Annotated in this window: 28 protein-coding genes; 1 reads left to right on the forward strand and 27 read right to left on the reverse strand. The window is 43.4% G+C overall.

Annotation, left to right across the window (positions count from 1 at the left end; all coding sequences use genetic code 11):
• Positions 1 to 58: 58 nt before the first annotated feature.
• The 8 genes from JQM82_RS00285 to JQM82_RS00320 all read right to left on the reverse strand — a co-directional run bounded on the left by JQM82_RS00285 (position 59) and on the right by JQM82_RS00320 (position 8,142).
• Complete coding sequence (locus JQM82_RS00285) at positions 59 to 1,390, reverse strand: peptidoglycan D,D-transpeptidase FtsI family protein (protein ID WP_235247851.1); 1,332 nt, start codon at positions 1,388 to 1,390, stop codon at positions 59 to 61.
• Between the two features lie 37 nt (positions 1,391 to 1,427).
• Positions 1,428 to 2,900 (reverse strand): FtsW/RodA/SpoVE family cell cycle protein, encoded by a 1,473-nt coding sequence (locus JQM82_RS00290; RefSeq protein ID WP_235247810.1) that lies wholly within the window; start codon positions 2,898 to 2,900, stop codon positions 1,428 to 1,430.
• An 8-nt stretch (positions 2,901 to 2,908) separates the two neighbouring features.
• Complete coding sequence (locus JQM82_RS00295; RefSeq protein ID WP_235247811.1) at positions 2,909 to 5,044, reverse strand: peptidase U32 family protein; 2,136 nt, start codon at positions 5,042 to 5,044, stop codon at positions 2,909 to 2,911.
• Positions 5,045 to 5,129: 85 nt separating this feature from the next.
• Positions 5,130 to 5,543, reverse strand: coding sequence for a cell division protein ZapA (zapA, locus tag JQM82_RS00300; protein ID WP_235247812.1), 414 nt, complete (start codon positions 5,541 to 5,543; stop codon positions 5,130 to 5,132).
• 77 nt (positions 5,544 to 5,620) lie between these two features.
• Positions 5,621 to 6,619, reverse strand: coding sequence for a Holliday junction branch migration DNA helicase RuvB (gene ruvB / locus JQM82_RS00305; RefSeq protein ID WP_235247814.1), 999 nt, complete (start codon positions 6,617 to 6,619; stop codon positions 5,621 to 5,623).
• Between the two features lie 18 nt (positions 6,620 to 6,637).
• Positions 6,638 to 7,258: a Holliday junction branch migration protein RuvA gene (gene ruvA / locus JQM82_RS00310; protein WP_235247816.1), complete on the reverse strand. Its 621-nt coding sequence runs from the start codon at positions 7,256 to 7,258 to the stop codon at positions 6,638 to 6,640.
• 8 nt (positions 7,259 to 7,266) lie between these two features.
• On the reverse strand, positions 7,267 to 7,758 hold the full coding sequence (locus tag JQM82_RS00315) for a Gx transporter family protein (RefSeq protein WP_235247818.1): 492 nt from the start codon (positions 7,756 to 7,758) through the stop codon (positions 7,267 to 7,269).
• A gap of 9 nt (positions 7,759 to 7,767) precedes the next feature.
• Complete coding sequence (locus tag JQM82_RS00320; RefSeq protein ID WP_328284188.1) at positions 7,768 to 8,142, reverse strand: NusG domain II-containing protein; 375 nt, start codon at positions 8,140 to 8,142, stop codon at positions 7,768 to 7,770.
• A gap of 153 nt (positions 8,143 to 8,295) precedes the next feature.
• Here JQM82_RS00320 and JQM82_RS00325 point away from each other — a divergent pair, with 153 nt between their 5' ends.
• Positions 8,296 to 9,276, forward strand: a complete 981-nt coding sequence (locus JQM82_RS00325) for an FAD:protein FMN transferase (protein ID WP_235247820.1) — start codon at positions 8,296 to 8,298, stop codon at positions 9,274 to 9,276.
• 94 nt (positions 9,277 to 9,370) lie between these two features.
• Here JQM82_RS00325 and JQM82_RS00330 read toward each other — a convergent pair whose 3' ends face one another.
• The 19 genes from JQM82_RS00330 to JQM82_RS00420 all read right to left on the reverse strand — a co-directional run bounded on the left by JQM82_RS00330 (position 9,371) and on the right by JQM82_RS00420 (position 26,370).
• The gene (locus JQM82_RS00330) at positions 9,371 to 9,736 is read right to left on the reverse strand and encodes a hypothetical protein (RefSeq protein WP_235247822.1); all 366 of its coding nucleotides are present in this window, start codon (positions 9,734 to 9,736) and stop codon (positions 9,371 to 9,373) included.
• A 64-nt stretch (positions 9,737 to 9,800) separates the two neighbouring features.
• The gene (locus tag JQM82_RS00335; protein WP_235247823.1) at positions 9,801 to 10,274 is read right to left on the reverse strand and encodes a DUF2752 domain-containing protein; all 474 of its coding nucleotides are present in this window, start codon (positions 10,272 to 10,274) and stop codon (positions 9,801 to 9,803) included.
• A gap of 14 nt (positions 10,275 to 10,288) precedes the next feature.
• A complete protein-coding gene (locus tag JQM82_RS00340) occupies positions 10,289 to 11,080 on the reverse strand; it encodes an RnfABCDGE type electron transport complex subunit B (RefSeq protein ID WP_235247824.1) in 792 nt (263 codons plus the stop codon).
• A 14-nt stretch (positions 11,081 to 11,094) separates the two neighbouring features.
• Complete coding sequence (locus JQM82_RS00345; protein ID WP_235247825.1) at positions 11,095 to 11,670, reverse strand: electron transport complex protein RnfA; 576 nt, start codon at positions 11,668 to 11,670, stop codon at positions 11,095 to 11,097.
• A gap of 13 nt (positions 11,671 to 11,683) precedes the next feature.
• On the reverse strand, positions 11,684 to 12,403 hold the full coding sequence (gene rsxE, locus JQM82_RS00350) for an electron transport complex subunit RsxE (RefSeq protein WP_235247826.1): 720 nt from the start codon (positions 12,401 to 12,403) through the stop codon (positions 11,684 to 11,686).
• Positions 12,404 to 12,416: 13 nt separating this feature from the next.
• A complete protein-coding gene (locus JQM82_RS00355) occupies positions 12,417 to 12,998 on the reverse strand; it encodes an RnfABCDGE type electron transport complex subunit G (RefSeq protein WP_235247827.1) in 582 nt (193 codons plus the stop codon).
• Positions 12,998 to 13,927: an RnfABCDGE type electron transport complex subunit D gene (locus JQM82_RS00360; protein WP_268827626.1), complete on the reverse strand. Its 930-nt coding sequence runs from the start codon at positions 13,925 to 13,927 to the stop codon at positions 12,998 to 13,000. Before JQM82_RS00360 ends, JQM82_RS00355 begins: the two co-directional genes overlap by 1 nt.
• A 48-nt stretch (positions 13,928 to 13,975) precedes the next feature.
• A complete protein-coding gene (gene rsxC, locus JQM82_RS00365; RefSeq protein WP_235247828.1) occupies positions 13,976 to 15,298 on the reverse strand; it encodes an electron transport complex subunit RsxC in 1,323 nt (440 codons plus the stop codon).
• Between the two features lie 187 nt (positions 15,299 to 15,485).
• Positions 15,486 to 16,589, reverse strand: coding sequence for a 30S ribosomal protein S1 (gene rpsA / locus JQM82_RS00370; protein WP_235247829.1), 1,104 nt, complete (start codon positions 16,587 to 16,589; stop codon positions 15,486 to 15,488).
• The gene (gene ispH / locus JQM82_RS00375; RefSeq protein ID WP_235247830.1) at positions 16,570 to 17,427 is read right to left on the reverse strand and encodes a 4-hydroxy-3-methylbut-2-enyl diphosphate reductase; all 858 of its coding nucleotides are present in this window, start codon (positions 17,425 to 17,427) and stop codon (positions 16,570 to 16,572) included. The genes rpsA and ispH overlap by 20 nt, the downstream gene beginning before the upstream one ends.
• A 24-nt stretch (positions 17,428 to 17,451) precedes the next feature.
• Positions 17,452 to 18,108 carry a (d)CMP kinase gene (gene cmk / locus JQM82_RS00380; RefSeq protein WP_235247832.1) on the reverse strand — a complete coding sequence of 219 codons (657 nt, stop codon included), beginning with the start codon at positions 18,106 to 18,108 and terminating at the stop codon, positions 17,452 to 17,454.
• Positions 18,109 to 18,110: 2 nt separating this feature from the next.
• The gene (locus tag JQM82_RS00385) at positions 18,111 to 18,746 is read right to left on the reverse strand and encodes a YcxB family protein (protein ID WP_235247834.1); all 636 of its coding nucleotides are present in this window, start codon (positions 18,744 to 18,746) and stop codon (positions 18,111 to 18,113) included.
• Between the two features lie 16 nt (positions 18,747 to 18,762).
• A complete protein-coding gene (locus JQM82_RS00390) occupies positions 18,763 to 19,992 on the reverse strand; it encodes an NAD(P)/FAD-dependent oxidoreductase (protein ID WP_235247836.1) in 1,230 nt (409 codons plus the stop codon).
• A complete protein-coding gene (locus JQM82_RS00395) occupies positions 19,985 to 20,923 on the reverse strand; it encodes a MurR/RpiR family transcriptional regulator (protein ID WP_235247838.1) in 939 nt (312 codons plus the stop codon). The genes JQM82_RS00390 and JQM82_RS00395 overlap by 8 nt, the downstream gene beginning before the upstream one ends.
• Positions 20,924 to 21,091: 168 nt before the next feature.
• Complete coding sequence (locus tag JQM82_RS00400) at positions 21,092 to 22,507, reverse strand: oxaloacetate decarboxylase subunit alpha (protein ID WP_235247839.1); 1,416 nt, start codon at positions 22,505 to 22,507, stop codon at positions 21,092 to 21,094.
• A 28-nt stretch (positions 22,508 to 22,535) separates the two neighbouring features.
• The gene (locus tag JQM82_RS00405) at positions 22,536 to 23,690 is read right to left on the reverse strand and encodes a sodium ion-translocating decarboxylase subunit beta (RefSeq protein ID WP_235247840.1); all 1,155 of its coding nucleotides are present in this window, start codon (positions 23,688 to 23,690) and stop codon (positions 22,536 to 22,538) included.
• Between the two features lie 48 nt (positions 23,691 to 23,738).
• Positions 23,739 to 24,110: a biotin/lipoyl-containing protein gene (locus JQM82_RS00410; RefSeq protein ID WP_235247841.1), complete on the reverse strand. Its 372-nt coding sequence runs from the start codon at positions 24,108 to 24,110 to the stop codon at positions 23,739 to 23,741.
• A gap of 32 nt (positions 24,111 to 24,142) precedes the next feature.
• Complete coding sequence (locus JQM82_RS00415; protein WP_235247842.1) at positions 24,143 to 24,916, reverse strand: OadG family transporter subunit; 774 nt, start codon at positions 24,914 to 24,916, stop codon at positions 24,143 to 24,145.
• A 14-nt stretch (positions 24,917 to 24,930) separates the two neighbouring features.
• The gene (locus JQM82_RS00420; protein ID WP_235247843.1) at positions 24,931 to 26,370 is read right to left on the reverse strand and encodes an acyl-CoA carboxylase subunit beta; all 1,440 of its coding nucleotides are present in this window, start codon (positions 26,368 to 26,370) and stop codon (positions 24,931 to 24,933) included.
• Between the last annotated feature and the right edge of the window lie 219 nt (positions 26,371 to 26,589).

The following is a 26,589-nucleotide window of genomic DNA, read 5'->3' on the forward strand; positions in this document are numbered from 1 at the left end:
GCTCCTTTTTGTGTCTCTTATAGCATACCCGTTTTTCAGATTTTCAGTCGGTATCAGATTAATAATAATATGCATCAAAAATCTGTTTTGCAATATTCACAGCCTTTGCAGTTCCATCGGAAGATTCAATGATGATGCTGACTACAAGCTCCGGATTATCTACATTGCTCATTCCGATGAACCATGAATGGTCTTTTTCCTTGTCAGAACTGTACTCAGCAGTTCCCGTCTTACCTGCAGCTGTATAGCTCTGACCCGCAAGCACGGATGCAGTTCCATAATCCACAACACTCTTCATATACTCCTTCAGCTGCGCTGCTTCTTCTGTCGTCATTAACTGTCTGTACTCTTCCGGTTCCGTTTCTTTTACGGTCGTTCCAGAATAATTGGTTACTTTATCGATCAGATATGGTTTCATCAATGTTCCGCCATTGGCGATTGCAGACGTAATCAACGCCATATGATACGGACTCACCTGTGTCTCTCCCTGTCCCATGGCAGTCATCATCTTTGTCCCGTTTCCTGCGGATGAATCCAGCGTAAAACTGCTCTTACTATAAGGCAGATCACATGGAAGCTTTGAATCAAACAGAACTTCCTTCGCCGTTTTTTTGAAGGAATCCGAATCCAGCAACAGTCCGATATTAGAGAATGAAGCATTACAGGAATATGCAAGACTATCCTGAAGGTTCAGCTGTCCATGCACATTTCCGTTATAACAGTGAATCGTAATCCCATCCTGTTCGATCGCCCCTGTACAATTATAGGTGTAAGAAGAATAATCCGAATATTCTCTCATATATTCAAGTGCTGTAACCACTTTGAAAGTCGATCCCGGTGCATATTGCCCCTGCGTCGCACGATTCAGAAGCGCACTGTTTTCATCCGTATTCAGGCTGTCCCAGTTCACATCGACCGTATTGGGATCATAATCAGGCTTTGATACCATAGCCAGAATCTTACCGGTTTTCGGATCCATAACAACAACTGCACCCTTATAGCTGCCAAGTGCATTATACGCTGCCTGCTGAAGTGTCAGATCCAGTGTTGTCACTACCGTATCTCCCGTATTTTTCTGATCCTGAAATTCATTCTTTAATTTTTCCAGAAAAAATGCATTGGATGTCAGAAGATCATAATTTGCAACAGATTCAATCCCGGATTTTCCATGCGTGCTGTATCCTACAACATGAGCAAACATATTGCCAAATGGATATTCTCTGATCTCCGAACCATCTTCAGCCACACTGGTCTGAGCCAGTATGTTCCCGTTTTTATCAACGATTTTTCCCCGTGCTACCCGGTCTGCATTCGAATCCTGTCTTGCATTATATGGACTTCGGATTATGTCGGCACTTTTCTCCACCTGAAAATAAGTAATATACCCCATCAGCACCAGGAATAACGCTACAAAGATATATGTCACCCTAGCGAACTCTTTGTTTCTTTCCCGCTTTGCTCTGGCTTTTTTCTTGTCCTGACGTCTGGCTTCCTTTCGCTCTCTTCGCGGCATTGCTTCCACTTCTTCTTTGCGCTTTTTCCTCTTGTCCGCTTCTCTTTGCTCGTAACCTTTCTTTTTTCTTTCTTTCAATATCGTCTTCCTCGTCTTCCCTTAATATATACAATCCCTGTATAATCGCAAACATGATCAGTGTACTGATCAGAGAACTTCCTCCATAACTTACAAGCGGCAGCGTCACACCTGTAGAAGGAATGAACTTCACGGCACCGCCAATGGTCAAAAAAACCTGGAATATATAGCAGGTTCCAAGCCCAAGTGCAACCATTTTATAGAACATATTATGAAGCTGCATGGCAATATTCAGGAACATTACATAGCAGCTGACACAGATCAATATCAGACACAGAGCAAATATCAACCCCATCTCTTCCGAAATCGCAGAAAATATAAAGTCTTCTGCCGCTACCGGTATGGTATCGGGCTGTCCCTGATACAGACCGGTTCCAAACCATCCTCCGGTTCCGATCGCAAATAGCGACTGCGCCACCTGATAGCCTCCGTTATCATAAGATGCAAACGGATCTTTCCACACAATCACCCGTGTTCTCACATGACTGAACAGATAATAGGCCACTACAGAGGCAACACTTCCCGCTCCGAGTCCGGCAAGAATATATAACGGCTGATGTGTTGCCACATAAAGCATGACAAGATACACCACAAATATGATCAGTGCTGCTCCAAGATCCTTTGATACTACAAGGATCAATACATGAAATGCTGCAATGGCCGTGGTGATCACAATCTCTTTAAATTCCATGGAACGTTTAAAGCTCGCTGCCACAAAAAATACAAAGATAATCTTTACAAGCTCCGAAGGCTGAATACTGATCCCGCCGATTGTGAATCCAAGCATCGCGCCATACGATACCCGACCGACGATCAGTACAATCCCCAGTGACACGATACCCGCAGCGGCATACAGAATTCTCCACTCTGAAAGGAGCCTGAACTTTCGGATAATAACCGGTATGATCAGACAAAGTGCAATTCCTCCGGCTGCAATAAGATACTGCTTCGACGCCTTATTATAATCCAGTCTTGTAATCATGATAAACCCGATGCTTAAAAGCATACACATGTTATTGACTACCAGTCTGGACACTCTCGGATAGATCACCGTATACAGAACGATCGTGGCCCCCAGAAGCGTCACCTGCATCAAATATAATGCCAGGATCTTAATATCATTCTTTTCCAGATACATGACCAGAAAAGCAATCAGATGGATCATAAACATCAGCACATTCTGTTTTCTGAGCATCCTCTTCTTCTTATCCGGATCAAAATATCCAAAGATACTAAAACACAGATATGTGTACACTGTAACTAATACAATCATCAGATATTTTGACAATTCTACAATAATATTAACCAACTTTCCACCTACTTTACTCCTCTTTTAAAGTGCCCGCGCGTATAATCCATATCTGGCGTAAGCACTGTCTCTCCACCTGAAAATGCAGTTCCATATATCTCAATCATCTCCCGCACCACATTCGCATCTTCCCGGCAAAAATCCAACCGGACTTCCGCCGGATGAAGAGCCATGATCTCATCCGCTTTATCGGCCAGATATAATGGTGCCGAATTATAGATGATATTATAGCAATAGCGACAGCATTTTCTCACAGAAAACTGCTTCTGATACCGATCGGTAATGGAAAGATATCCTTCTTTTCCATCACATCCCGAACTGCTCTTCTGAATACATCCCGCCGTGATCATGACAGGCTGATAGCCATACACAATCAAAGCAGCCCCTTCGATATTCAGTGATTTCAGTTCTCGATCATTTAATTCTGCCGGTGCAGTATATCTGCAGATCCCCTGCTCTTTGGCAAACTGCTTTGCAGACTGGTTCCAGACATACACATTGGAGTCGGAACGGATTTCCTTCGAATATCCATGCAGCTTCAGCCATTCCAGGCTTTCAAGATTCCGCACCATCACACCGTCATATATGGTTACCATCTCGTCATAGATCTTCTCAAACCGGGATATCACCGGATCTCTGAAGATGTAAGGCATCGCAAGAATATACCGGATCCCCGGTCTTTTTCCTGCCCTGAGCTTTTGTATGATCCTGCCATCCATACCGGACAGACTTTCCACATATATACTCGAAACCCTCTCAGACATTATCGCCTGCTCAAGCTGTTCTTCATCCTGAACAAGAACCGTAAGCTCCGGACACTCCTGCACGGAAATTACCGCTTCTTCCCTGCTGTCCTGAATCGGTCTCATCTCAGGGATCTCCCGGTGATATTCCGCCAGAACCGTCTGTGTCAGACATCGGATTGCCTCTCTTCGCAGTTCGTTTAATGCCTGCATCGGAAGGAAAACATTACCTTCCATCTGAATCACAAGCCTGTCAAATGTATATTCTGTGTTGCCGGTTTTTCTGATCTGCTTCTCCACTCTGTCTGCGTCAAGCGGCTGACGCATCGCCTCCTGTACCGGTTCTCCTTCACATATGACCTGTCTGCCCTGATAATTCAACATCAGTTTAGCATTCTGTCCGACAGAAAGTATTAATTTCCCATTAATTTTTTCTTGTAATTTGACTTCTTTCCATTCTGTCTCTTCTTTTTTTTCAATTCCCGGCCTCTGAAACGAAATCATATCTTTTCCGTTATGCTGATGATAGTACCCCTTTGTATATCCTCTCCTCTGATATACGCGCAGAAGATCTTCTTTATCCCGCTGAGATACACGATATCCGTCCTTTCCTTTTTCGAAATACAGATCTGCATACTTCCGATACATTTTAACAACCGTATAGACATAATCCGGCTGCTTCATTCTGCCCTCGATTTTAAAAGAGTCTATCCCGGCCTCTATCAGTTCCGGAAGGAAATCAATGGTACACAGATCCTTCAGACTCATAATATCTTCCGGCTTTCTCCCCTGTACACGGTATGGAAGACGGCATGGCTGTGCACACTGTCCCCGGTTGCCGCTTCTGCCCCCGATCATACTGCTGAGCAGACATTGACCGGAATAGCAATAGCACAATGCACCATGCACAAAACATTCCATCTCCAGTCCTGTCTTCTGCTTCATCGAACAAATCTCATCCAGCGAAAGCTCCCTTGCCGGTACAACTCTTGTAATTCCGTACTCCTTTACACAGGAGGCCCCCAGAGCATTTGTTATCGTCATCTGGGTACTGGCATGTACGGAAAGATCCGGAAACCACTGTCGGATACACCTCATCACACCGGTATCCTGTACAATCACTGCATCCAGCCCTCTCTGATAATACGGCAGCAGATATTCATATAATTCATTCAATTCCCGATCTTTCAGAAGCGTATTCACCGTCAGATAGATCTTTCTGCCATGAATATGCACGTAATCAATCGCTTCCAGAAGATCCTCCTGTGACAGATTTCTGGCATATGCTCTTGCTCCGTATCTGCTTCCTCCCAGATATACAGCATCTGCGCCTGCACTGATTGCAGACCTCAGACTTTCATATGATCCGGCCGGTGCCAGTATTTCTACATTGCTGTCCATACCCGTTTCCTTTCTGCTAGTCATCTGTTATAGACGTAATCATTTCATGTTCCTCAAAGAGTAAAAAAAGCTGTCAAAAGACAGCCTATTTTTTACGATTATTCTTGATCTCCGTTTCAAGCTGTACGATCTTCATCTGCAGCTCTTTATTTTCTTCTTTCAGCTTGTCCATTGCCTTTTCTGCATTTTCCAGCTTAATCTGAACGGAAATCAATTCATGCTTCAGATCATACATTTCTTTATCTTTTGCTTCTATATCACTTTCCAAAGTACCGCCCTGTTTCTTGGCCTTAAAGTAATCATCCGCAATATTCAGCGCCAGAAGAATACTTCTCGTCTCAGCACTTTGCTTACGATACCCTTCACTGTTACTGCATTCCTCTATCTTGTGATTCAGATAAGTGGATACTTTCTGCAGATAATCTTCACTTTCAAATCCGCTTAAAGTAAACACCTTGCCTCCTATTAATACTTCCGTATAGTTTTTTGATGATGCCATAAGAAGCCTCCTCGAACTTTCTATAATTTCTGATAACTATTATAAACTAATCTCACATAAAAACCAACTGTTTTTCGTTATTTTTGAATCAAAATACCCAGATGTACATATGCATGGTCTGTTACGATCCGCCCTCTTGGGGTTCTCTGTATAAATCCATTTTTCAGAAGATAAGGCTCATACACATCCTCGATTGTTCCTGCATCTTCACCAATGGCAGCTGCAAGTGTGTCCAGTCCGACCGGACCTCCCTGAAACTTTTCAATCATGGTGAGCAAGATTCCACGGTCTGTCTGATCCAGTCCTTCCTTATCCACGTCCAGAAGATCCAGTGCATAATCTGCAACCTCTTCTGTAATATAGCCATCATATTTGACCTGTGCAAAATCACGCACGCGTTTCAGCAGACGATTGGCAAGTCTCGGAGTGCCTCTCGACCTTCTTGCGAGTGCATAAGCACCTTTTTCATCAATTCCAACATCCAACACCTGTGCGGACCGAACAATGATAGCCTTCAGTTCTTCAATTGTATAGAATTCCATACGATTTACCACACCAAACCGATCCCGAAGCGGAGCAGTCAGCATTCCTGCCCTTGTCGTCGCGCCCACAAGCGTAAACTTCGGCAGATCCAGGCGAATCGATCTTGCACCGGCACCTTTTCCGATCATAATATCAATTGCAAAGTCCTCCATCGCCGGATACAACACCTCTTCTACCTGACGGTTCAGCCGGTGGATCTCATCAACAAACAATACATCACCCTCCTGAAGATTATTCAGGATTGCCGCCATATCTCCGGGTTTTTCAATCGCCGGACCGGACGTGATCTTCATATTAACATTCATTTCATTTGCAATGATTCCTGCAAGCGTTGTCTTTCCAAGCCCCGGAGGCCCATAGAAAAGTACATGATCCAGTGCCTCATTTCTCGCTTTCGCCGCTTCAATGTAGATCTTCAGCATCTCTTTTGCTTTTTCCTGTCCAATATAATCTTCCAGAAGCTGCGGTCTTAAATGATTTTCAAATCTCTGATCTTCTTCCAGATTCTCTGTTGTGATAATTCTTCTGCTCATCTCATCTTCCACCCTGTACTAAAACATCATTTTTTTGAGTGCCTGTTTCAATACTTCTTCTACTTTCATATCTTCCGTTATCTCAACCTGTTTTACCGCTTTCAGAGCCTCTGCACTTCCATATCCCAGTGCAGTCAGAGCCTGCACTGCTTCACTCTGTACTTCCGCACAGCCTGCATCCGAAGTTCCAGAAGCCGATGACATTTCACCATCTGAGATATGTTCCAGTGCATCCTCCAGCTTCAGCTTATCCTTGAGTTCCAGTATCAACTTTTCAGCCGTCTTCTTTCCAATCCCCGGAGCTGCCTGGATCGCTTTTACATCATTGGATGCCACTGCAAACCGCAGATCATCCGGACCGAGAGCAGACAGAATTCCAAGTGCACCTTTCGGGCCGATTCCATTTACCCCGATCAGCATACGAAACACGGACAATTCATCCCTCGTCAGGAAACCATACAACTGCATCATATCCTCTTTTACATGCAGATATGTGTGAATCTTTACTTCTTTTCCTGTACGCGGCAGCATTCCCATGGCTCGACCTGCCATATATACTCCATATCCTATACCTCCCACATCAATGATAACCCGGTCCTCTTCCATCGCCGCAAGAGTTCCCCTTACATATGCAATCATAACTCCTCCTAAAATCTTATATTTTTCAGCCTTCTTAACATTTCATTCGACAGTATTCCAATCAAAAGTCCTGTCACAAGTCCTGCAATCATCAATACCGGAAAATAATATGCCACACTGAATGTCTCAACAACCAGCATTGCTACAATCAACTGCCCGGCATTATGGAAAACGCCTCCGGCGACACTGATTCCCATGACACTGAACCCATTCTGACGTTTCAGTACCGCCATCACCGTTAAACTCAGAAGTCCTCCCGCAAGGCTGTACAGAATACTAAAATAATTCCCGAACAGAAATCCTGAAAGGAGTATTCGAACCACCGATAACAGATAAACTTTCCGCAGCGGCAGCTTATACAGTGCCACTACAATAATCAGATTGGCCAATCCAAGCTTCACTCCCGGAATTCCGAAGTTGATCGGAATCAGGGTCTCCACATAACTGAAGATCAGCGCAAGTGCAGTCAAAACTCCAAAATATGCCACTCTGCTTTTCATGATCTCCTCCTAATTCGCAATATCATCATATTCACTCTGTTCGCTGTTTTTTACTTCCACCACAACTTGATTCGGAAGACAGATGATGCTTTCTCCGTTCTTCGACACTGCCTTCTGATGGACACACAATTTATCCGGACAATCCGCTTCTGTCATGTCGGCTTTTCCATCTTTAATCTGAAGGATGTTTGTCCCTCCATTGATTTCTATCGTCTGCACCTCAGAAAGACGATAGGTTCCCTGCTCTTCACCATCAACTTTTATGATCACGACTCCCTTACCGGCATCCTGCATTTTTTCATGCATCAGATAGGCAAATGCCGCGATACAGATGATCCCAAAGATCAGAATCAGATCATTTCTTTTCCATTTATGATTCATCATTCTACCCCTTTTCGGTCTACGCCCTATTCTAGCACAAGAATTCTAACTCAGCAATAAGTAACCCGGGATTCATTTTTCCCAGATTCCATGCTATAATACCTGTGTCAAACTAATGTCTGCATCTGCAGGCGATCTGATAAGGAGTGATTCCACATGAAATACCGACGTTCTATTGCAATCCTGACAGCCGTTTCGCTTCTCCTGTCCGGATGCAGTATCTCAAAAAAACAGGAAAACCAGACATATACCGACACACTGTTCGATACCGTCATAAAAATACAGATTCTGGACTCTGTAGATACTGAGGTTCTGGAAGGATGTAAAGAATTATGTCAGAAATATGACACTATGTTTTCCAATCGTAATGAAGACAGCGAAATTTCCAAAATTAACAATGCAAAAGGAAAGCCGGTGAAAGTATCGGAAGAAACCCTCACACTCATTGAAACCGGCATATATTACAGTGAATTATCCGACGGTGCATTTGACATCACTATATCACCGGTCTCCCTGCTTTGGGATTTCAAATCCGCAAATCCTTCTGTCCCATCAGCAGACAAGATCGAAGAAGCCGTAAGCCATGTCAACTATCAGAACATCATAATAGAAGGCAATACTGTACAGCTGACAGATCCGCAGGCAGGTATTGATGTCGGTGCACTCGCAAAGGGATATATCGCCGACTGTCTGAAAGAATATCTTCTGGAAGAAGGTGTGAAACACGCACTGATCAACCTTGGCGGAAATGTGCTTGCCGTAGGAAGTAAAACAGATGGCTCTGACTATAATATCGGAATTCAGAAACCATTTGATGAAACCGGAGAACCCATTACAGCCGTAAAGATCTCAGATGAATCTGTTGTAACATCCGGCATCTATCAGCGCTATTTTGAGCAGGATCATACCCTCTATCATCACATACTGGATCCCAGGACCGGCTATCCGTGTGAAAATAATCTCTACAGTGTATCTATCATCACAGATTCGTCTCTGACCGCCGACGCCCTCAGTACCACCTGCTTTCTTCTCGGTTATGAAAAAGGCATGGAGCTGATCAATCAGCTGGATGATGTAGATGCTGTTTTTATTACAGATGATGAAAACATTCATTACTCTGATAACTTCCAGAACTGAAATACAATTAAAAAGCAGGGACCGTTGAAACTCAATCCATTTCAACAGTCCCATTTTTATTGCTCTTTTTCTGAAGTTATTCCTTTCGGAATTCTTACATTCCACTTATAATTGCTGCTCCGAAAATGCATGCAAATACGAAATAAACACCAATAACAACTGCCATAATGATCAGATTAGCACGACAGTAATTTCTTCTGTTCACATTCCCGGTTTTACTGAATGCCCATACGAAATACAGAATGATTCCCGCACAGGGAATAAATGATGCAAGAATTGTCAGTACCCAGTCTCCCATTGACATCGGGCTGGTGTCCATCGTTGGTTGAGGAGCTGACATATTACCACCATTATTGTAATTATAATTAAAATTATCCTGATACCCGTTCGGATTATTCTGATATCCTCCCTGGTTATCCTGATATCCCTGATTCGTCTGCATATCATTATATTCATCCATTGTAAAGTTCCCTCCTTCGTCCATTCCTGCCTGTTATTCTACCATAGAAACTTTTGTTCCGCAATCAGATTTCCTGTATTCCTGTAATGGTCTCTCTAAAAAGTCGGAACAGATTCTGGTAATAATAACTCATCGGCGGCTCCCCCGGGAAATAACACATCATCCGCCAGATATAGAACACAATCATACCAACAAATAACAGAATTAATAAACACTTCAGATATGTCTCCTTATTCCATTGAAGAATATACCTGTTCCATAAAAACAGAATAAGATATCCAATCACAGCGTAGATAAAAGGATGCATCTTCCACGCACCCACAAAGTCCAGATGCAATAAACATATTCCCGCTCTCGTCAGTCCGCACGCCGGACATGGATAACCTGTAATCCAGACCATAGGACACATGCTATGGAGCAATAACTTCAGACATACAAAATAGGCGATTATGATTATAACCGCCCATTTTAAATCTTTCACATCACGCTTCAAACGCATATATGCATCACTGATTACCTGATGAAAAGTATTTCTCATATCCGTATCCCATCCTAAAGAATGATCTTCTTTGGACATTTTTCTGCACAAGCACCACAGTTTGTACACTTCTCCGGATCGATATGTGCAACGTTTCCTTCTACCTTAACTGCTTCAAACTGGCAGACTTTCTCACACATCTTACATCCGATACATCCGACAGAACAAGCCTGCATTACAGCTTTACCTTTATCTCTTGAGCTGCACTGTACCAGATGCTTCTGTTCATACGGAACCAGCTCGATCAGTTTCTTCGGACATACCGCAATACATTTTCCACATGCTTTACATGCTTCTTTGTCCACTACAGCAACACCGTCTACAATATGAATAGCATCAAACGGACATGCTTTCACACAGCTGCCTTCTCCGAGGCATCCGTAATTACATGCTTTCGGTCCGCCATCCTGCATCATATTGACCATTGTACAGTCTTTCAGACCATGATATTCATATTCCTGCTTTGCTTTATCACAGGTTCCGGCACATTTTACAAAAGCCACCTGATGAACCTGTTCTCCTGCAGCAATTCCCATGATTTCTCCAACTTTTGCCGCAACCGGAGCTCCGCCGACCGGACATCCGCCCACTTCAGCTTCTCCCTTTACGATCGCAGCGGCAAGTCCAGAACAACCGGCATAGCCACAACCACCACAATTGTTTCCCGGAAGTACTCCGAGAATTGCTTCTTCTCTCTCATCTACTTCTACTGCAAATTTCTTACCAGCGATTCCGAGGAACACACCAATGAATAACCCGGTGCCGCCTACAATTACCGCAGCAAGAATAATTCCTGTAACACTCATTGTTATGCCTCCTCTTATAATAATCCTGAGAATCCACAGAATGCGATCGCCATCAGACAAGCTGTAATCAGAACGATCGGAGTTCCCTGGAAGGATTCTGAAATGTCATTATACTCAATCTTCTCACGAATTCCTGCCATGATCACAATTGCGATCAGGAATCCGACAGATGTACCAACTCCATTGATTACACCCTCAAGAAGTGTATATTCCTTCTGTACGTTCGTAAGTGCTACACCAAGAACTGCACAGTTGGTTGTAATCAGTGGAAGATATACTCCCAGTGCATTATACAATGGCGGCATCGCTTTTTTCAGGAACATCTCTACGAACTGTACCAGTGCAGCAATGATCAGAATGAAAACAATCGTCTGCAGATACTCGAATCCAAGCGGTGTCAGAATAAATTTATAAATCAAACCTGTTACAAATGAAGCAATTGTGATAACGAATACAACCGCGCCACCCATTCCGGCAGCAGTGTCTACCTTCTTGGAAACACCAAGGAACGGACAGATTCCCAGGAACTGGCTGAGTACGACGTTATTCACAAGAGCGGAACCAATTGCAATAATCAATAATTCTTTCATCTATGTACTCCTCCTACTTTTCATTTCCCGTTGGGAACACTTTGCCTTCACATCCGCCGCAGGATGCACAATCTGTTCCGCATCCCTGAGGTGGAGCAATCTTCTTGCCCTTCTTCTCTGCATTTTTACGAATCTTATTCATAGCAGCCACAAGGAATGCCAGAACAAGGAATGCTCCCGGAGGAAGAATAAAGATTGTAACCGGAACATATCCGCCCACACCTGCAGCTGTATCTGCAAGCGGAAGAATCTGTGCTCCAAAAACTGCGCCGGTACCGATCAGCTCACGAACGATACCGATACAGGTAAGTCCGAATGTAAATCCAAGCCCCATACCGATTCCATCAAAGATAGACGGAATCACCGGATTCTTAGACGCATAACTTTCTGCACGTCCAAGAATAATACAGTTAACTACGATCAAGGGAATATAGATTCCCAGTGAATCATACAGACTTGGAACGAAACCTTCCAGAAGGAACTGTACAATTGTAACGAAAGATGCTACGACTACGATGAATGCCGGCATTCTGACAGAATCCGGAATAATCTTACGCAGCATGGAAATCAACATGTTGGACAGCACAAGTACGACCGTTGTAGAAAGGCCCATACCTACACCATTCATGGCGGATGTTGTTACCGCCAGGGTCGGACACATACCTAACATCAAAACGAAGGTAGGATTTTCTTTGATCAGACCGTTATATACTCTTTCAGTACATTTATTCATCTCTAACTACCTCCTATTGAAATGCATTCTGGTAATAACCGAGAGCCGCATTGACAGCACCGGTTACTGCTCTTGATGTAATCGTTGCACCACTTAACGCATCGATCGGTTCCCCGTCACCGCCGTCTTTGGATACTACGAATTTTTCTGCCTGTTTTCCTTCATACTGACCATAGAACGCAGGCTCTGTCGCTTTCATTCCAAGTCCGGCAGTCTCACTGATGGACAGAATGGAAACTCCGTTCACCGTACCATCTGCTGTGATACCAACTGTAATCTGAATGCTTCCTCCAAATCCGTCCTTATCGGTCGTTGTGATAACATATCCCTCTTCACCAACGATACATACTTCATCAATTGTTGCGTTTACACCCATATCGGTGATTGCTTTATCAGCAGCAGCCTGATCAACCTCTGTCGCTTCAAATTCCTCCAGATCCGCCTCCGGAAATACAGCCTGCCATGCTTCTTTTTTCGCACTTTCCTGTACCTGCGCAATCGGCTCTTTTGTAATCTCATATACAACACCGAGTGCAAGACCTGCTATCAAAGTAATCATTGTAAGGATCAATGTATTTTTTACAATTTTATTCATTATTTCTCTCCTCCTTTACCGAATGGTTTTGGAAGAGTAACCTTCTCGATCAATGGAACCAAAAGGTTACTGATGATGATCGCATAGGAAACTCCTTCTGCGGAAGCACCAAAGAGACGGAACAGTCCAGTCAGGACACCAAGCAGGACACCATATACATACTGACCTTTCTTCGTGATCGGTGATGTAACATAATCCGTAGCCATAAACCATGCACCGAGCATCAGACCACCTCCGCACAGATGCGCTGTAATATACTGTGGATCAAAGAATCCAATCTCCGGATTTGCAAAATGTCCAAAGATACCGATAAAGATCACAAATGATACAATGTATGTTCCTGGAATTCGAAGATCTATGATTCCAAGCAGAATCAGGAGAATCGCACCAATAATAATTGCAATCACAGATGTCTCTCCAATCGTTCCTGGAATTGTTCCAATCAGCATATCCATACTGTTTACAGCCTCTCCGCTCTTCAATACAGCAAGAGGAGTCGGACCTGTCACTCCATCATATACAAATGTTGTCATCTGACTCGTAAACGAAATCAAAAGGAAACATCTTGCACCAAGAGCCGGGTTCATAAAGTTCTGCCCCAATCCGCCAAACAGCTGTTTTACGATCAGGATTGCAAAAATACTTCCAAGAGCGCCCATCCACCATGGTGCTGTAGGAGGCATATTGAGACCGAGCAGTAATCCTGTAACGACTGCACTCCAGTCTCCGATCGTAACTTTTTTATGCATCAGTTTTTCATATATGTACTCTGTCAGAACTGCTGTTACCGTTGTCGTAATCAACATTACAAGTGCCGGCAGTTTAAAGTTCCATACACCAAACAAAGCAGCAGGCAACAGCGCAACTGTTACCATTAACATAATGTTGCTTGTGGTAGCTTTGGAACGTATATGTGGTGAAGATGACATTTTTAAATTGTTCTCACTCACGTTTGTTCACCTCTTCTTCTTTCTGATTTATTTTTTCTTCTTGCGGTTTGCTAAAGCAATCTTTCTCATAGATCCAATCGCCTGTTTCAGTGGACGCTTCGCAGGACAGACAAAACTACAAGAACCACATTCCATACATTCCAGTCCTTCATGTGCTGTAAATGTGGCCTCATCCTGACGTTCTGCATAATCAGCAAGTCTTGACGGAATCAGACGACTTGGACATGCATCCACACAACGTCCACAGTTAATACATGCGGAAGGCTCAAACTTCGCAACTTCATCCTTCGTAAATCCAAGAATAGAAGAAGATGTCTTGGTTACCGGAACATCAAGCGTAAACATAGAGAATCCCATCATCGGTCCACCGGAGATCAATTTTTCCGGTTCCGTCTTAAATCCGCCTGCCGCTTCCACCAGTTCCTGCTGATTGATACCAAACGGAACTCTGAAGTTCCCCGGTTCTGCTACTGCGTCGCCACTTACAGTAACGACACGCTCCATAGATGGTTTTCCTTCTGCCACTGCCTGATAGATACTGACCAGCGTAGCTACGTTGTCAACTACGCATCCTGCATCTGCCGGAAGCATCGCAGAATTAATCGCTCTTCCGGTTGTAGCATAAATCAGCTGACGCTCACCACCCTGCGGATACTTCGTCTTAAGTGCAAGCACCTCCATACGTGGTTCGTCTTTCGTAAGCTCTTTTAACTTTTCAATACAATCCGGCTTATTGTCCTCTACACCAAACAGACCCTTCGCATTATCAAACAGCTTCAGAACAATCTTCATTCCGCCGACCAGCTTCTCCGGGGTCTCCATGATCGTTCTGTAATCCGCGGTAATATAAGGTTCACATTCCGCACAGTTTGCAATGATATAATCAATCTTATCCGGTTCTTTCGGTGACAGCTTCACTCTTGTCGGGAAACCTGCGCCACCCATACCGACAACGCCGGCATTCCCAATTGCATTCAGGATCTCTTCCTTGCTCATCTCCTCCAGCGGTTTTACTGCCGGATATTCTACTTCCTGATATTCCCCATCATTTTCAATTACAATACTGTTTACAGTTCCCCCTGTTGGATTCAGATGTGGTGCAATTGCTTTGACCTTACCAGAAACTGACGCATAAATAGGTGCGGACACAAATCCTCCGGCTTCAGCGATCATCTGGCCCTTCAAAACATGATCGCCAACAGCTACTACCGGTGCTGCAGGAGCGCCGATGTGCTGGGACATTGGATATACCAGATCGCCCTTGGGTTTTACGTCGACAATCGCCTTATCTTTTGCCAGGCTCTTGCCGTCATCCGGGTGAATGCCACCCTTAAATGTTAACAATGCCATCCTTTTTTCCTTCCTTCCTTTTTTCTCTTTATATACTATACAAGAATTCCTCCTGATTATCCAGTAGATACGGACAAATCCTTTGTATATTTCAAAAAACATCTTGTCGATTTTTTAACATAGAAAAGATAGAGGCACAGTGCCTCTATCTCATAATAATCGGTATTCAAAGTTTGCTTTCTGATAATTATTCAGCAGCACTTTCATCCACACCTTCTGTCTCCGCTTTCTCTTCAGCAATCGGCTCAAGAGCTTTCATACTCAAACTGATCTTCTTTTCAGCTTCATTCAGATCAACAATCTTTGCAGTGATCTCCTGTCCTACTGACAGAACATCTGACGGTTTTTCAACATGTGCTCTGGAAATCTGAGAAACATGAAGAAGTGCATCTACACCCGGTGCCAGTTCTACAAATGCACCAAAATCCGTCATTCTTGCAACTTTTCCCGTAATCACAGTTCCAACAGCATAATCTGCTGCTGCATTTGCCCATGGATTTGTCTCAGGGAATTTCAAACTTAATGCGATCTTTGTCTCATGAATATCCTTGATCATGACTTCAACTTTCTCGCCTACCTGGAATACTTTCTTAGGATTTTCCACACGTCCCCAGGACATTTCAGATATATGAAGAAGTCCGTCAACACCGCCAAGATCAATGAATGCACCGAAATCTGTCACATTCTTAACAGTTCCTTCCATTCTGTCGCCAACCTGGATCTTCTCAAACAATTCTTTCTGCTTTTCTGCACGTTCAGCAACCAGAAGCTGTCTTCTGTCACCAATCACGCGGTTTCTTCTAGGATTAAATTCACTGATCACAAATTCAATCTCCTGATCCTGATATTTACTCAGGTCTTTTTCATAAGTATCAGACACAAGACTTGCAGGGATAAATACTCTTGCTTCATCAACCACTACGCTTAATCCTCCGCCAAGGATCTGAGCGACCGGAGCTTTCAATACTTCATGATTCTCAAAAGCTTCTTTTAATCTTTCATTTCCTTTTTCAGCAGCCAGTCTCTTATATGTCAGCAGAACCTGACCTTCTCCGTCATTCACCTTTAATACTTTTGCGGACATCTTGTCACCAACAGAAACCATTGCTGTAAGATCGGCGTTTGTTTCATTGGTGTACTCGCTTCTTGTAATGATACCGTCTGCCTTGTAGCCTATATTCAAGATGATCTCGTCAGGTTTTACATCAATGACTGTACCATCTACAACCTCTCCGTTTCTAATTGTTTTAAATGAATCTTCCAACATTTGTTCAAAAGTTAATTCTGACATTATTTTGAACCTCCTCAATTATTTTCTTGGGCGTGGATGCCCCTGCTGTAATACCTACTGTTTCCACGGACCTTAATTGATTCATATCCAAATCGTCAAGTGTCTGTATATAGTACGTATTCAAACATTCTTCTTTACAGATTTCAAATAACTTCTGAGTATTTGAACTACGCTTATCTCCTATTACAACCATAGCATCTACTCTCTCTGCAATGTGACGTGCTTCTTCCTGCCGTTCTTTCGTCGCATTACAAATCGTATTTAAAACAATTATATCATACCCCTTTTTTGAGATAATTTCAACTAAATCTTTGAATTTATTGTAGTTAAATGTCGTCTGTGCTACGATACATATCTTTCCTGCACCTTCTTCAAGCTGAAACCTCTGCGCATCCTCCAACGTCTGTATTACAGTAACACGATCGCCTGCCCATCCGCGAATCCCCTGAACCTCAGGATGATCACCGTTTCCGATAATAATCACATGTGTTCCTCTGGAGCTTTCCTCTTCCACAATTTTATGAATCTTCTTAACAAACGGACAGGTTGCATCCACACAGGTCAGTCCCTTTTTTTCTATTTTTTCACAGATATATCTCGGAACCCCATGCGAGCGAATCACCACAATTCCCGATTCAACTGCATCCAGTTCCTTCTCATCACAGATTACCTCCACTCCCTGCTTTTGCAGATCTCTGATAACTTCTTCGTTATGAATGATGGGACCATAAGTATAGATTTTCTCTCCTTCATGCTCCCGCGCCTGTGCATAGACCGTATCCACTGCCCGTTTTACCCCGAAGCAGAAACCGGCAGTTTTTGCAAGTTCAATCTTCATGATTCCATTCTTATCCTTTCGATATTATTCACACAGTTTTACGATCGCATCTACCACTTCTTCGATCGTCATACAGGAACTATCTACCAGAACTGCATCTTCCGCCTGCTTAAGCGGTGCGATTTCTCTCGTCATATCACGGTAATCTCTCTGCTCAATATCTGCTTCAATTTCTTTCAGATCACATGTGATTCCTTTTTCACAGAGTTCATCGTAACGTCTCTTTGCTCTCGTCTGAACACTGGCTGTCAGAAATACCTTAACATCTGCATCCGGAAGCACACAGGTTCCGATATCTCTTCCATCCATGATCACATTCTGCGTCCTTGCAAGGTTCTGCTGTAATTCCAGAAGTTTTGCACGCACCTGGGGAATTGCAGATGTGACAGAGGCCATATTTCCCACCTCTTCATCCCGCAGTCTGGAAGTGATATTTCTTCCATTCAGATACACCTGCTGTACCTCATTTTCATACTGGATTGTAACCTCAGCATCCTGACATGCCAGAATTACTTTTTCTGTCTCATTCGCCTGAATCCCCTGATCCAGAAAATGAATCGCAAGCCCACGATACATTGCTCCCGTATCAACATAGATGTATCCTTTTTTCTTCGCCACCAGTTTTGCAATCGTACTCTTTCCCGCACCTGCCGGTCCGTCAATTGCCACATTATATCCCATGATTATTTCTCCTTATTTTTCTTTCCGCTTTGTTCTTCAACACTCACCTGTTCCATTCCATTTTTTACTCCGGGACATTTTTCCAGAAGAAACTGTTTAAATTCTTCTATATCTGCATCCAGAATTCCATTTTTCAGAATCGCAAAAAACCTCTGTCCGCCTTCTTCTGAATTCACAATCATTGCAATCACTTTCTCACTTTCAATGATTCTGGCAACATTTCTGTAATGCAGTGTCTGGGAATTTCCATGAACATGACTGATCCAGCATTCTTCATAAAAGTCAATTTTCACTTCCGCCGGCTTTTTCCATTTTTGCATTCTCTTTTCATAAATTGTTTCTGCATCACCCGTCGCTGCCAGAAATTCCATTTTTTTACCAATCGTCTTTCCGACAATCTGTGCAGCCACAAACACGAGTGCCCATATCACCAGAAACTTCAATGCAAAAAGCAGGATTTCTCCAATGTTTCTTTTCAGAATATCCGTATTCAGCAACATAATGGTCAATACAAACAACCCACCTGTAGCGACAACCATTCGATATGTTTTTGGTATTTTCAGTAAACCATTCACTTTCATATACTCGGTCAGAACTTCCTGCGTTTCTACATATTTGAACTGATATTTCCCCTTCATACTTTTCTCCTTCGTATTAATCTATATTGTTTCCCGCCGCATATGCAGTGGACCATGCAATCTGCAGATTAAATCCACCCGTCAACGCATCCAGATCCAGTACTTCCCCTGCAAAATAGACACCCTTCACCAGTTTTGACTCCATAGTACCCGGATCAACCTCTTTTGTCCGGACACCTCCCTTGGTAATGATTGCCGCATTATAATCACGAAGGCCCGTCAATGTCATGGAAAAATGCTTGATCAGATTCAAAAAATAACTTCTCTCTTCCTTCGATATTACATTTACTTTTTTCTCTAATGGTATCCCGCTTAATTCAAGCATTACCGGAATTAATTTGGAAGGAAACAGACTTCCGATCGCATTTTTGAACTGCCGGTTCTGATTCTCTTCAAACTCTTTCAGAATACGGCGATCCAGCTGTTCTTCCGACAGTGCCGGTTTCAAATCGATGCTCAACTGAAGTTCTTTTCCTTTCATTTTTTTCCCCACATAACTGCTTGCGCTTAAGATCAGGGGTCCACTGACCCCATAATGAGTAAAAAGCATCTCACCAAACTCATCATAGAGCTTCTTTTTTCCGTCAAAGATCGTCACATTAACATTTTTAAGAGACAGTCCCTGTAATTCTTTTACCCAGGGTTCCTTCGTCTCCATCGGGACAAGCGATGGCATACATTCCGTAATCTGGTGTCCCAGTGCTTTTGCAAACCTAAGACCATCTCCGGTAGAACCTGTATTTGGATAAGACAACCCTCCGGTTGCAATGATGCATGCATCAGCCTGTACTTTTTTCCCATCTTCCAGCACAACAGAGTGAAACAATCCTTCTTTTTCAACAATTTCTTTTACCGTTGTATTCAGGAAAACCTGAACGCCCAGCAGACGCATACGCTCTGACAGAACACGAATGACATCCGAAGAATGGTCTGATATCGGAAATACTCTTTCCCCACGTTCCATCTTCGTCCGAAGACCAAGTGACTCGAAGTAAGCAATCGTATCCTGATTCGTAAAACCATAAAAACTACTGTATAAAAATTTGGAATTGGAGACCACTGCCCGAAAGAGTTGTTCCATATCACAGGCATTGGTCAGGTTACATCTTCCCTTTCCGGTAATGAACAGCTTTTTACCCAGTTTTTCATTTTTTTCAAACACAAGGACTTCATGTCCGCTTTGTGCCGCAGCCAAAGAAGCAAACATACCGGCAGCACCACCGCCCACGATCAGTACTTTACTCATCTTCTTTATCCTCATTCTCTCTTGCTGATGTTCCTGACAGTTTCACCGTATCTCCAACCATGTTCAGTTCATCCTTACTGTACACCTGATATTCATCCCAGATTTCTTCAAGTGTCTCCAGTGTTGTAATAACCTCTTTCTGTTTCTTCATACAAAGTGCAACTACCAGAGCATTCACCACACTCAAAGGTGCAACCAGAGAATCCACAATCGAAGCCATATCGCTTCTTGCAATCAGATTACAGGAAGAATACAGTGTCATCGGCGAATGGATACTGTCTGTCAGCGTAATGACTGTAGCCTTCCGGTTACTTGCAAATTCCAGTGCCTTCAATGTACGCATAGAATATCTTGGAAAACTGATTCCTATAATCACATCTTTTTCACTGATCCGAATCAACTGCTCAAAGATCTCACTGGAACTGTTCGTATTGACAACCGTCACATTTTCACAGATCAGATTCAGATAAAAGCTCAAAAAACTGGCAAGTGGAGAACAGCTTCTGATACCGATCACATAGATTCTCTTTGCTTTCAGTATGGTATCTACAGCCATTTCAAATGCATCATGATCAATCGTCTCCATTGTAAGCTTGATCTTTTCAATATCTGACTGAAGTACGGAAGCCAGGATCTCGCCCTGGCTGATTCTTCCATAAGTGACTTCCATTCTCTGGATGGAAGTCAATTTCGTCCGAACCAGTTCACCAAGAGCCCTCTGGAATTCCGGATATCCTTCATATCCAAGCGCAGTCGCAAATCGAACGACCGTCGATTCACTGACACCTACTTCCTCTCCCATCCTTGCCGCCGTCAGAAATGCAGCTTTATCATAATCTTTCCGAATATAGTCGGCCAGCTTTTTCTGACCTTTACTAAACTTCGGATAACCGTCATCTATCTTTTTCAATAATTCATTCTTGCTTCCCATTTAGCATTACCTTCCTACCAGACATCGTTTCTATTATATAGCCTTGTGGGAGAATAATCAAGTAGAGAACCCTGAGTCCGACATGATAGACAAAAAAACCGGAAAGCAAGCCAAACTAACTTGATTTCCGGTCTTATCTGCTTATTTATTCCTGTCGGCAATCCGCTTCTATACCGGATAGCTTCCATTCTTGGTATCTGCCATCTCAGCATCTACCTTTGTCTGCTGTGCAGCTCTGTATTTAAAGTAATCAACAGCCACCTGCGGGAACAGTGCGTAAGAAAGTACGTCCTCATCCTGCTGAATCCATTGTCCGCATTCCTTGCGCAGAGTATCCAGTTCGTCCGGAATCAGATCTGCAGGACGGCAGGTAATAATTTCTGCATCTTTTCCAAGAACTTTTTCCTTCACTTCTTCGTTGAATGGTTTAACAGTCTCGCCATATTTTCCGCTTAAGATATCTTTTGTCTCTTTTGTAGCCATCTTATAGCGTTCTCCCATCAGAACGTTAAATACAGCCTGCGTACCAACGATCTGTGAAGAAGGTGTTACAAGCGGCGGCTCTCCAAGGTCTTTACGCACTCTTGGAACTTCTTCCAGTACATCGTAGAACTTATCCTCTGCACCCTGCTCCTTCAACTGAGAAGTCAGGTTGGACAGCATACCGCCCGGTACCTGGTACAGCAGAGTTTTGATATTTACTCCCATATTCTTTGGATTCAGAAGACCGCTCTCCAGAGCCTCATCGCGAATCGGGCGGAAGTAATCTGCAATCTCAGCCAGAAGCTTCTGATCCAGCCCTGTATCATATGGAGTATCTTTGAATGTCTCAACCATAACTTCTGTTGCAGGCTGAGATGTTCCCAGTGCAAATGGAGACATTGCAGTATCAATTACATCAACGCCGGCCTCTACCGCTTTCAGATAAGTCATGGATGCAACACCGGATGTATAATGTGTATGAAGCTGAATCGGAAGATCCACTGCATCTTTCAGAGCGCTGATCAACTCTGTTGCCTTGTACGGCACCAGAAGTCCGGCCATATCTTTAATACAGATAGAATCTGCGCCCATATCCTGGATTCTCTTTGCAATATCTACCCAGTACTCTAATGTATATGCATCGCCCAGTGTATAAGAAAGTGCTACTTGAGCCTCTGCCTTTTCTTTATTTGCCGCTTTTACAGCCGTCTGCAGATTGCGCAAATCATTCAGACAGTCAAAGATACGAATGATGTCGATTCCGTTTGCAACTGATTTCTGTACAAAATATTCTACCACATCATCAGCATACGGACGATATCCCAGGATATTCTGTCCACGGAATAACATCTGCAGTTTTGTATTCTTGAATCCATCACGGAATTTACGAAGTCTGTCCCATGGATCCTCTTTTAAGAAACGAAGAGATGCATCAAACGTAGCGCCACCCCAGCATTCTACGGAATGATATCCAACCTTATCCATTGTTTCAATAATCGGAAGCATCTGTTCTGTAGTCATACGTGTTGCGATCAGAGACTGATGCGCATCACGCAGAATAGTTTCTGTAATCTTTACCGGTTTTTTCTCTATTTCAGCCATTTTCTTTCCTCCTAATATTCAATCTCTCTTATACGCCTACACCAAAGATTGCCATAAATGTTCCGGCAGCAACGGCTGTACCGATAACACCTGCAACGTTTGGTCCCATAGCATGCATCAGAAGGAAGTTTGTCGGATCAGCTTCTGCTCCAACCTTCTGTGATACTCTGGCTGCCATCGGAACTGCGGATACGCCGGCAGAACCGATCAGTGGGTTAACCTTTCCATGCGTTGCAATACACATTAGCTTACCGAATATTACACCGGCAGCTGTACCAAATGCAAATGCAATCAGTCCGAGAACAACAATCTTAATCGTAGCAATATTCAGGAATGCCTCTGCACTCGTCGTAGCACCTACTGAAGTTCCCAGCAGGATAACTACGATATACATCAATGCATTGGAAGCCGTCTCTGTCAGCTGTCTTACAACTCCTGATTCACGGAACAGGTTACCAAGCATCAGCATACCAACCAGTGGTGCAGTCGTAGGAAGAATCGTACATACAACGATCGTTACGATAACCGGGAACAGAATTCTTTCCAGCTTAGATACCGGTCTTAACTGCTCCATCTTGATCTTACGTTCTTTCTCTGTTGTAAGAAGCTTCATAATTGGCGGCTGAATAATCGGTACCAGTGACATATACGAATATGCCGCTACCGCGATCGGTCCCATCAGGGCTGTCTGACCAAGCTTACCGGCAAGGAAGATAGAAGTCGGTCCATCTGCTCCACCGATAATAGAGATAGCCGCAGCAGCCTTATCTGAAAATCCCATTGCCATTGCTCCGAGATATGCAGCAAAGATACCAAACTGTGCTGCTGCTCCCAGAAGGAAGCTCTTCGGGTTTGCGATCAGTGGTCCAAAATCTGTCATCGCGCCTACGCCCATGAAGATCAGAGATGGGAGAATGGACCATTCATCCAGTACATAGAAGTAGTAAAGAAGACCTCCGGTTCCATTGGCCGCATCCTCTGCGTGGAGCATAATATCCGGATAGATATTAACCAGCAGCATACCAAATGCAATTGGTACAAGGAGCAGAGGCTCGAATCCGTGTCTGATTGCAAGATACAGGAAAACACATGCAACCGCAATCATGACCACATTGCCCCATGTAAGACTGAAAAATGCTGTCTGATGCACGAGGTTTCCTAATGTTGTCGTTATATATTCCATTTTTTAACCTCCAGTCGTGTTGTTATAACATCATATCACTGTATGATATTAGTTTAATGTAGCCAGAACAGCTCCAGATTCGATCGCATCGCCTACTGCAACATCAATACTTGCTACTGTTCCGTCTTCCGGTGCCACAACTGGGATCTCCATCTTCATTGCTTCGATGATTACAACAGCATCACCCTTCTTTACGCTCTGTCCAACATTTGCTTCAATCTTAAATACTTTTCCTGCAGCTCCTGCTTTTACTTCAATCGAACCAGCTCCTGCAGCTGCTTTTGGTGCTGCCTTAGGTGCTGCCGGAGCTTTTTTTGCAGCTGCTCTTGGCGCTGTCGCAGCCGGTGTCACACCTGCTCCGTTCTCTTCTACTGTTACATCATATACATTACCGTTCACTGTGATTGTATAGTTTTTCATTGAATTATCCTCCTAATCTATTCTTCTAATTCTTATGCACGCCATTTATTAGATGGACGACGTCTAATACTTCTTACTACAAATCCATCTGTACTTGCCGCTCCTTCCGCCGCTGCGATTGCCGCTGCAATGACTGCCACAAGTTCCAGATCATCCGTCAGATCTTCTTCTGCTGCGACTGAAACCTCTGCCGGTGTGGATACTTCTTTTTTCTCTGCCGCCGGCTGTTTTTTTAACTTTGCTTCAAGCAAAGGAATATACTTGAACAATGAGATCAATATAGAGATGAAAATCAGTACAACAAATACGGTACCCATACCAAGGATCGTATTCAATCCCGCTTTTTCCATAATCTCACCCGTCGAGTATTTTGCATCCACCGTCAGGCTGTCCAGGCACAGATTCTCGTCAAAAACGAACGTAATCTTTGCATCACGGTCTGTAAATTCCGCATTTGCAGTCACCTTAAGTTCATCCGCAGAAGCTTCAAACTCGTAATCGCCGCGACTTACAAATTCACCGCAGTCTTTCTTCGCCTGGGACCAGGATTCGATTGCTCCGACAAAGCTGTCTCTCGTATAAGGAACACCATATTGTGTCAAAATGAGCTCTGCTTTGAAGTCGCTCATATTCTTCCATTCTTCCACTGTCGCATCATCCATACCATTGCAGTTCTCAATCAAACCGTCTGCAATCTGTGTGACAGTGCCCTCGTCATACTGTACCTGCTCCTTACTTCCTCCGCAAGCGGTAAAGCAGAGCATCACAGTCACTGCACAGAGTAATACGCTTAACTTTTTCTTCACTTTGCCTCACCTCTCTAAACCGTTCCATGCTTTTTCATCGGACGATCTTCTCTCTTTGTGAATAACATTTCAAACGCACCGATCACATATTTTCTTGTATCAACCGGTTCAATAATCGTATCCACATAGCCTCTTCTTGCCGCAGATAACGGACTGGACTGTAATTCTTTGTATTCCGCTGCCTTTTCTTTGATCGTAGCAACATCTGCGTCTGCGTACATAATCTTAGCCGCAAGAGAAGAATCCATCATGCCGATCTCTGCGTCCGGCCATGCATATACCATATCAGCTCCCAGTGATTTGCTGTTCATTGTTACATATGCGCTTCCAAAAGCTTTTCCAATCACTACATTTACTTTCGGCACCGTTGCATTAACAAATGCATAAGTCAGCTTTGCCGCTGCTTTTGCAAGACGCTTTTCATTGTATTCACTTGCCGCAAATCCGGCAACATTCGTAAGTGTCAGAACCGGAATATTAAATGCGTCACAAAATTCAACGAATTCAGCTGCCTTTTCTGCACCGTCAGCAGACAGAGATCCATCAAATTCGGCAACTATTTCCGCGTCTTCATTGTATACCTTAGAACGGTTTGCCACTGCACCGACCGTCATACCATTTAATTTGATAAATCCGGTAACCATATCTTTGGCATATTCTTTCTTCACTTCACAGAAAATTCCACTGTCAGAGACAGAAGCAAGGGCTATTGCTGTATCCTCTGTTGCATTTTCAATATCTGTACACAGTCTGTTAAGATCATCCGTGCACTCATCATAAGAAGCATCCTCTTCATTATTACATGGCAGCATACATACCAGTTCACGAATCTCACCAAGGATCTCGTCTTCTGTTCCGATGCTGTCTACCAGACCCGTATTCTCGCTCTGATATTTTGCAGATGCTGTATTACATTTGTCGATGCTGTTTCCTGGAATAGCATTCGGTGAATTTACGAATAATTTTGCCTTTGCAGCTTCCATAAATGTAAAATCTGTAAGAGCAGGAACAAGCGCAAGCCCTCCGCCACAGGTTCCAAAGACTGCTGTGATCTGCGGAATCACACCTGATGCCATTGACTGCTTCATATATAATTTACCAAATGCCTCCAGTGCATCTGTTGCCTCCTGAAGTCTCAGTCCTGCACAGTCCACCAGTCCGATCACCGGAGCACCCATCTTCATTGCCATATCATAGATATTGGCAATCTTCTTTGCATGCATCTCACCGATTGCTCCATTCAATACTGAAGCATCCTGGCTGTATACATACACCAGATTACCATCGATCACTCCATATCCGGTAATTACACCGTCTGCCGGAGTTTCTTTTTCCTGCATGTTAAAATCAGTATTTCTGGCAGTCACTGCGCCACCGATTTCAACAAAGCTTCCTGCATCAAGTAAAGAAGCGATTCTTGCACTTGCTGCACTTTCTGTTGCCATGTTGCCCATAGTCTAGCCCTCCATTTTCTTCATATTATAAGTTGGGTTTTTTCAAAAAAGTAAAACCAAATTTTTGCCAATTATATTATATATCCTTTCTTTCCAATCTGCAACTGTTTTTGGCGTTTTCCGTTAAAAGATTGTCAATTTATTCTCCTGGTATACCATGCTAATTCTCTATCGCACTAAAGCATATTACGAATTTGTGAATTTTGCACTATTCATTAA

It is taken from the genome of Faecalicatena contorta, assembly GCF_021531995.1.
GTDB classification, from domain to species: Bacteria; Bacillota; Clostridia; order Lachnospirales; family Lachnospiraceae; genus Dorea_A; species Dorea_A contorta_A.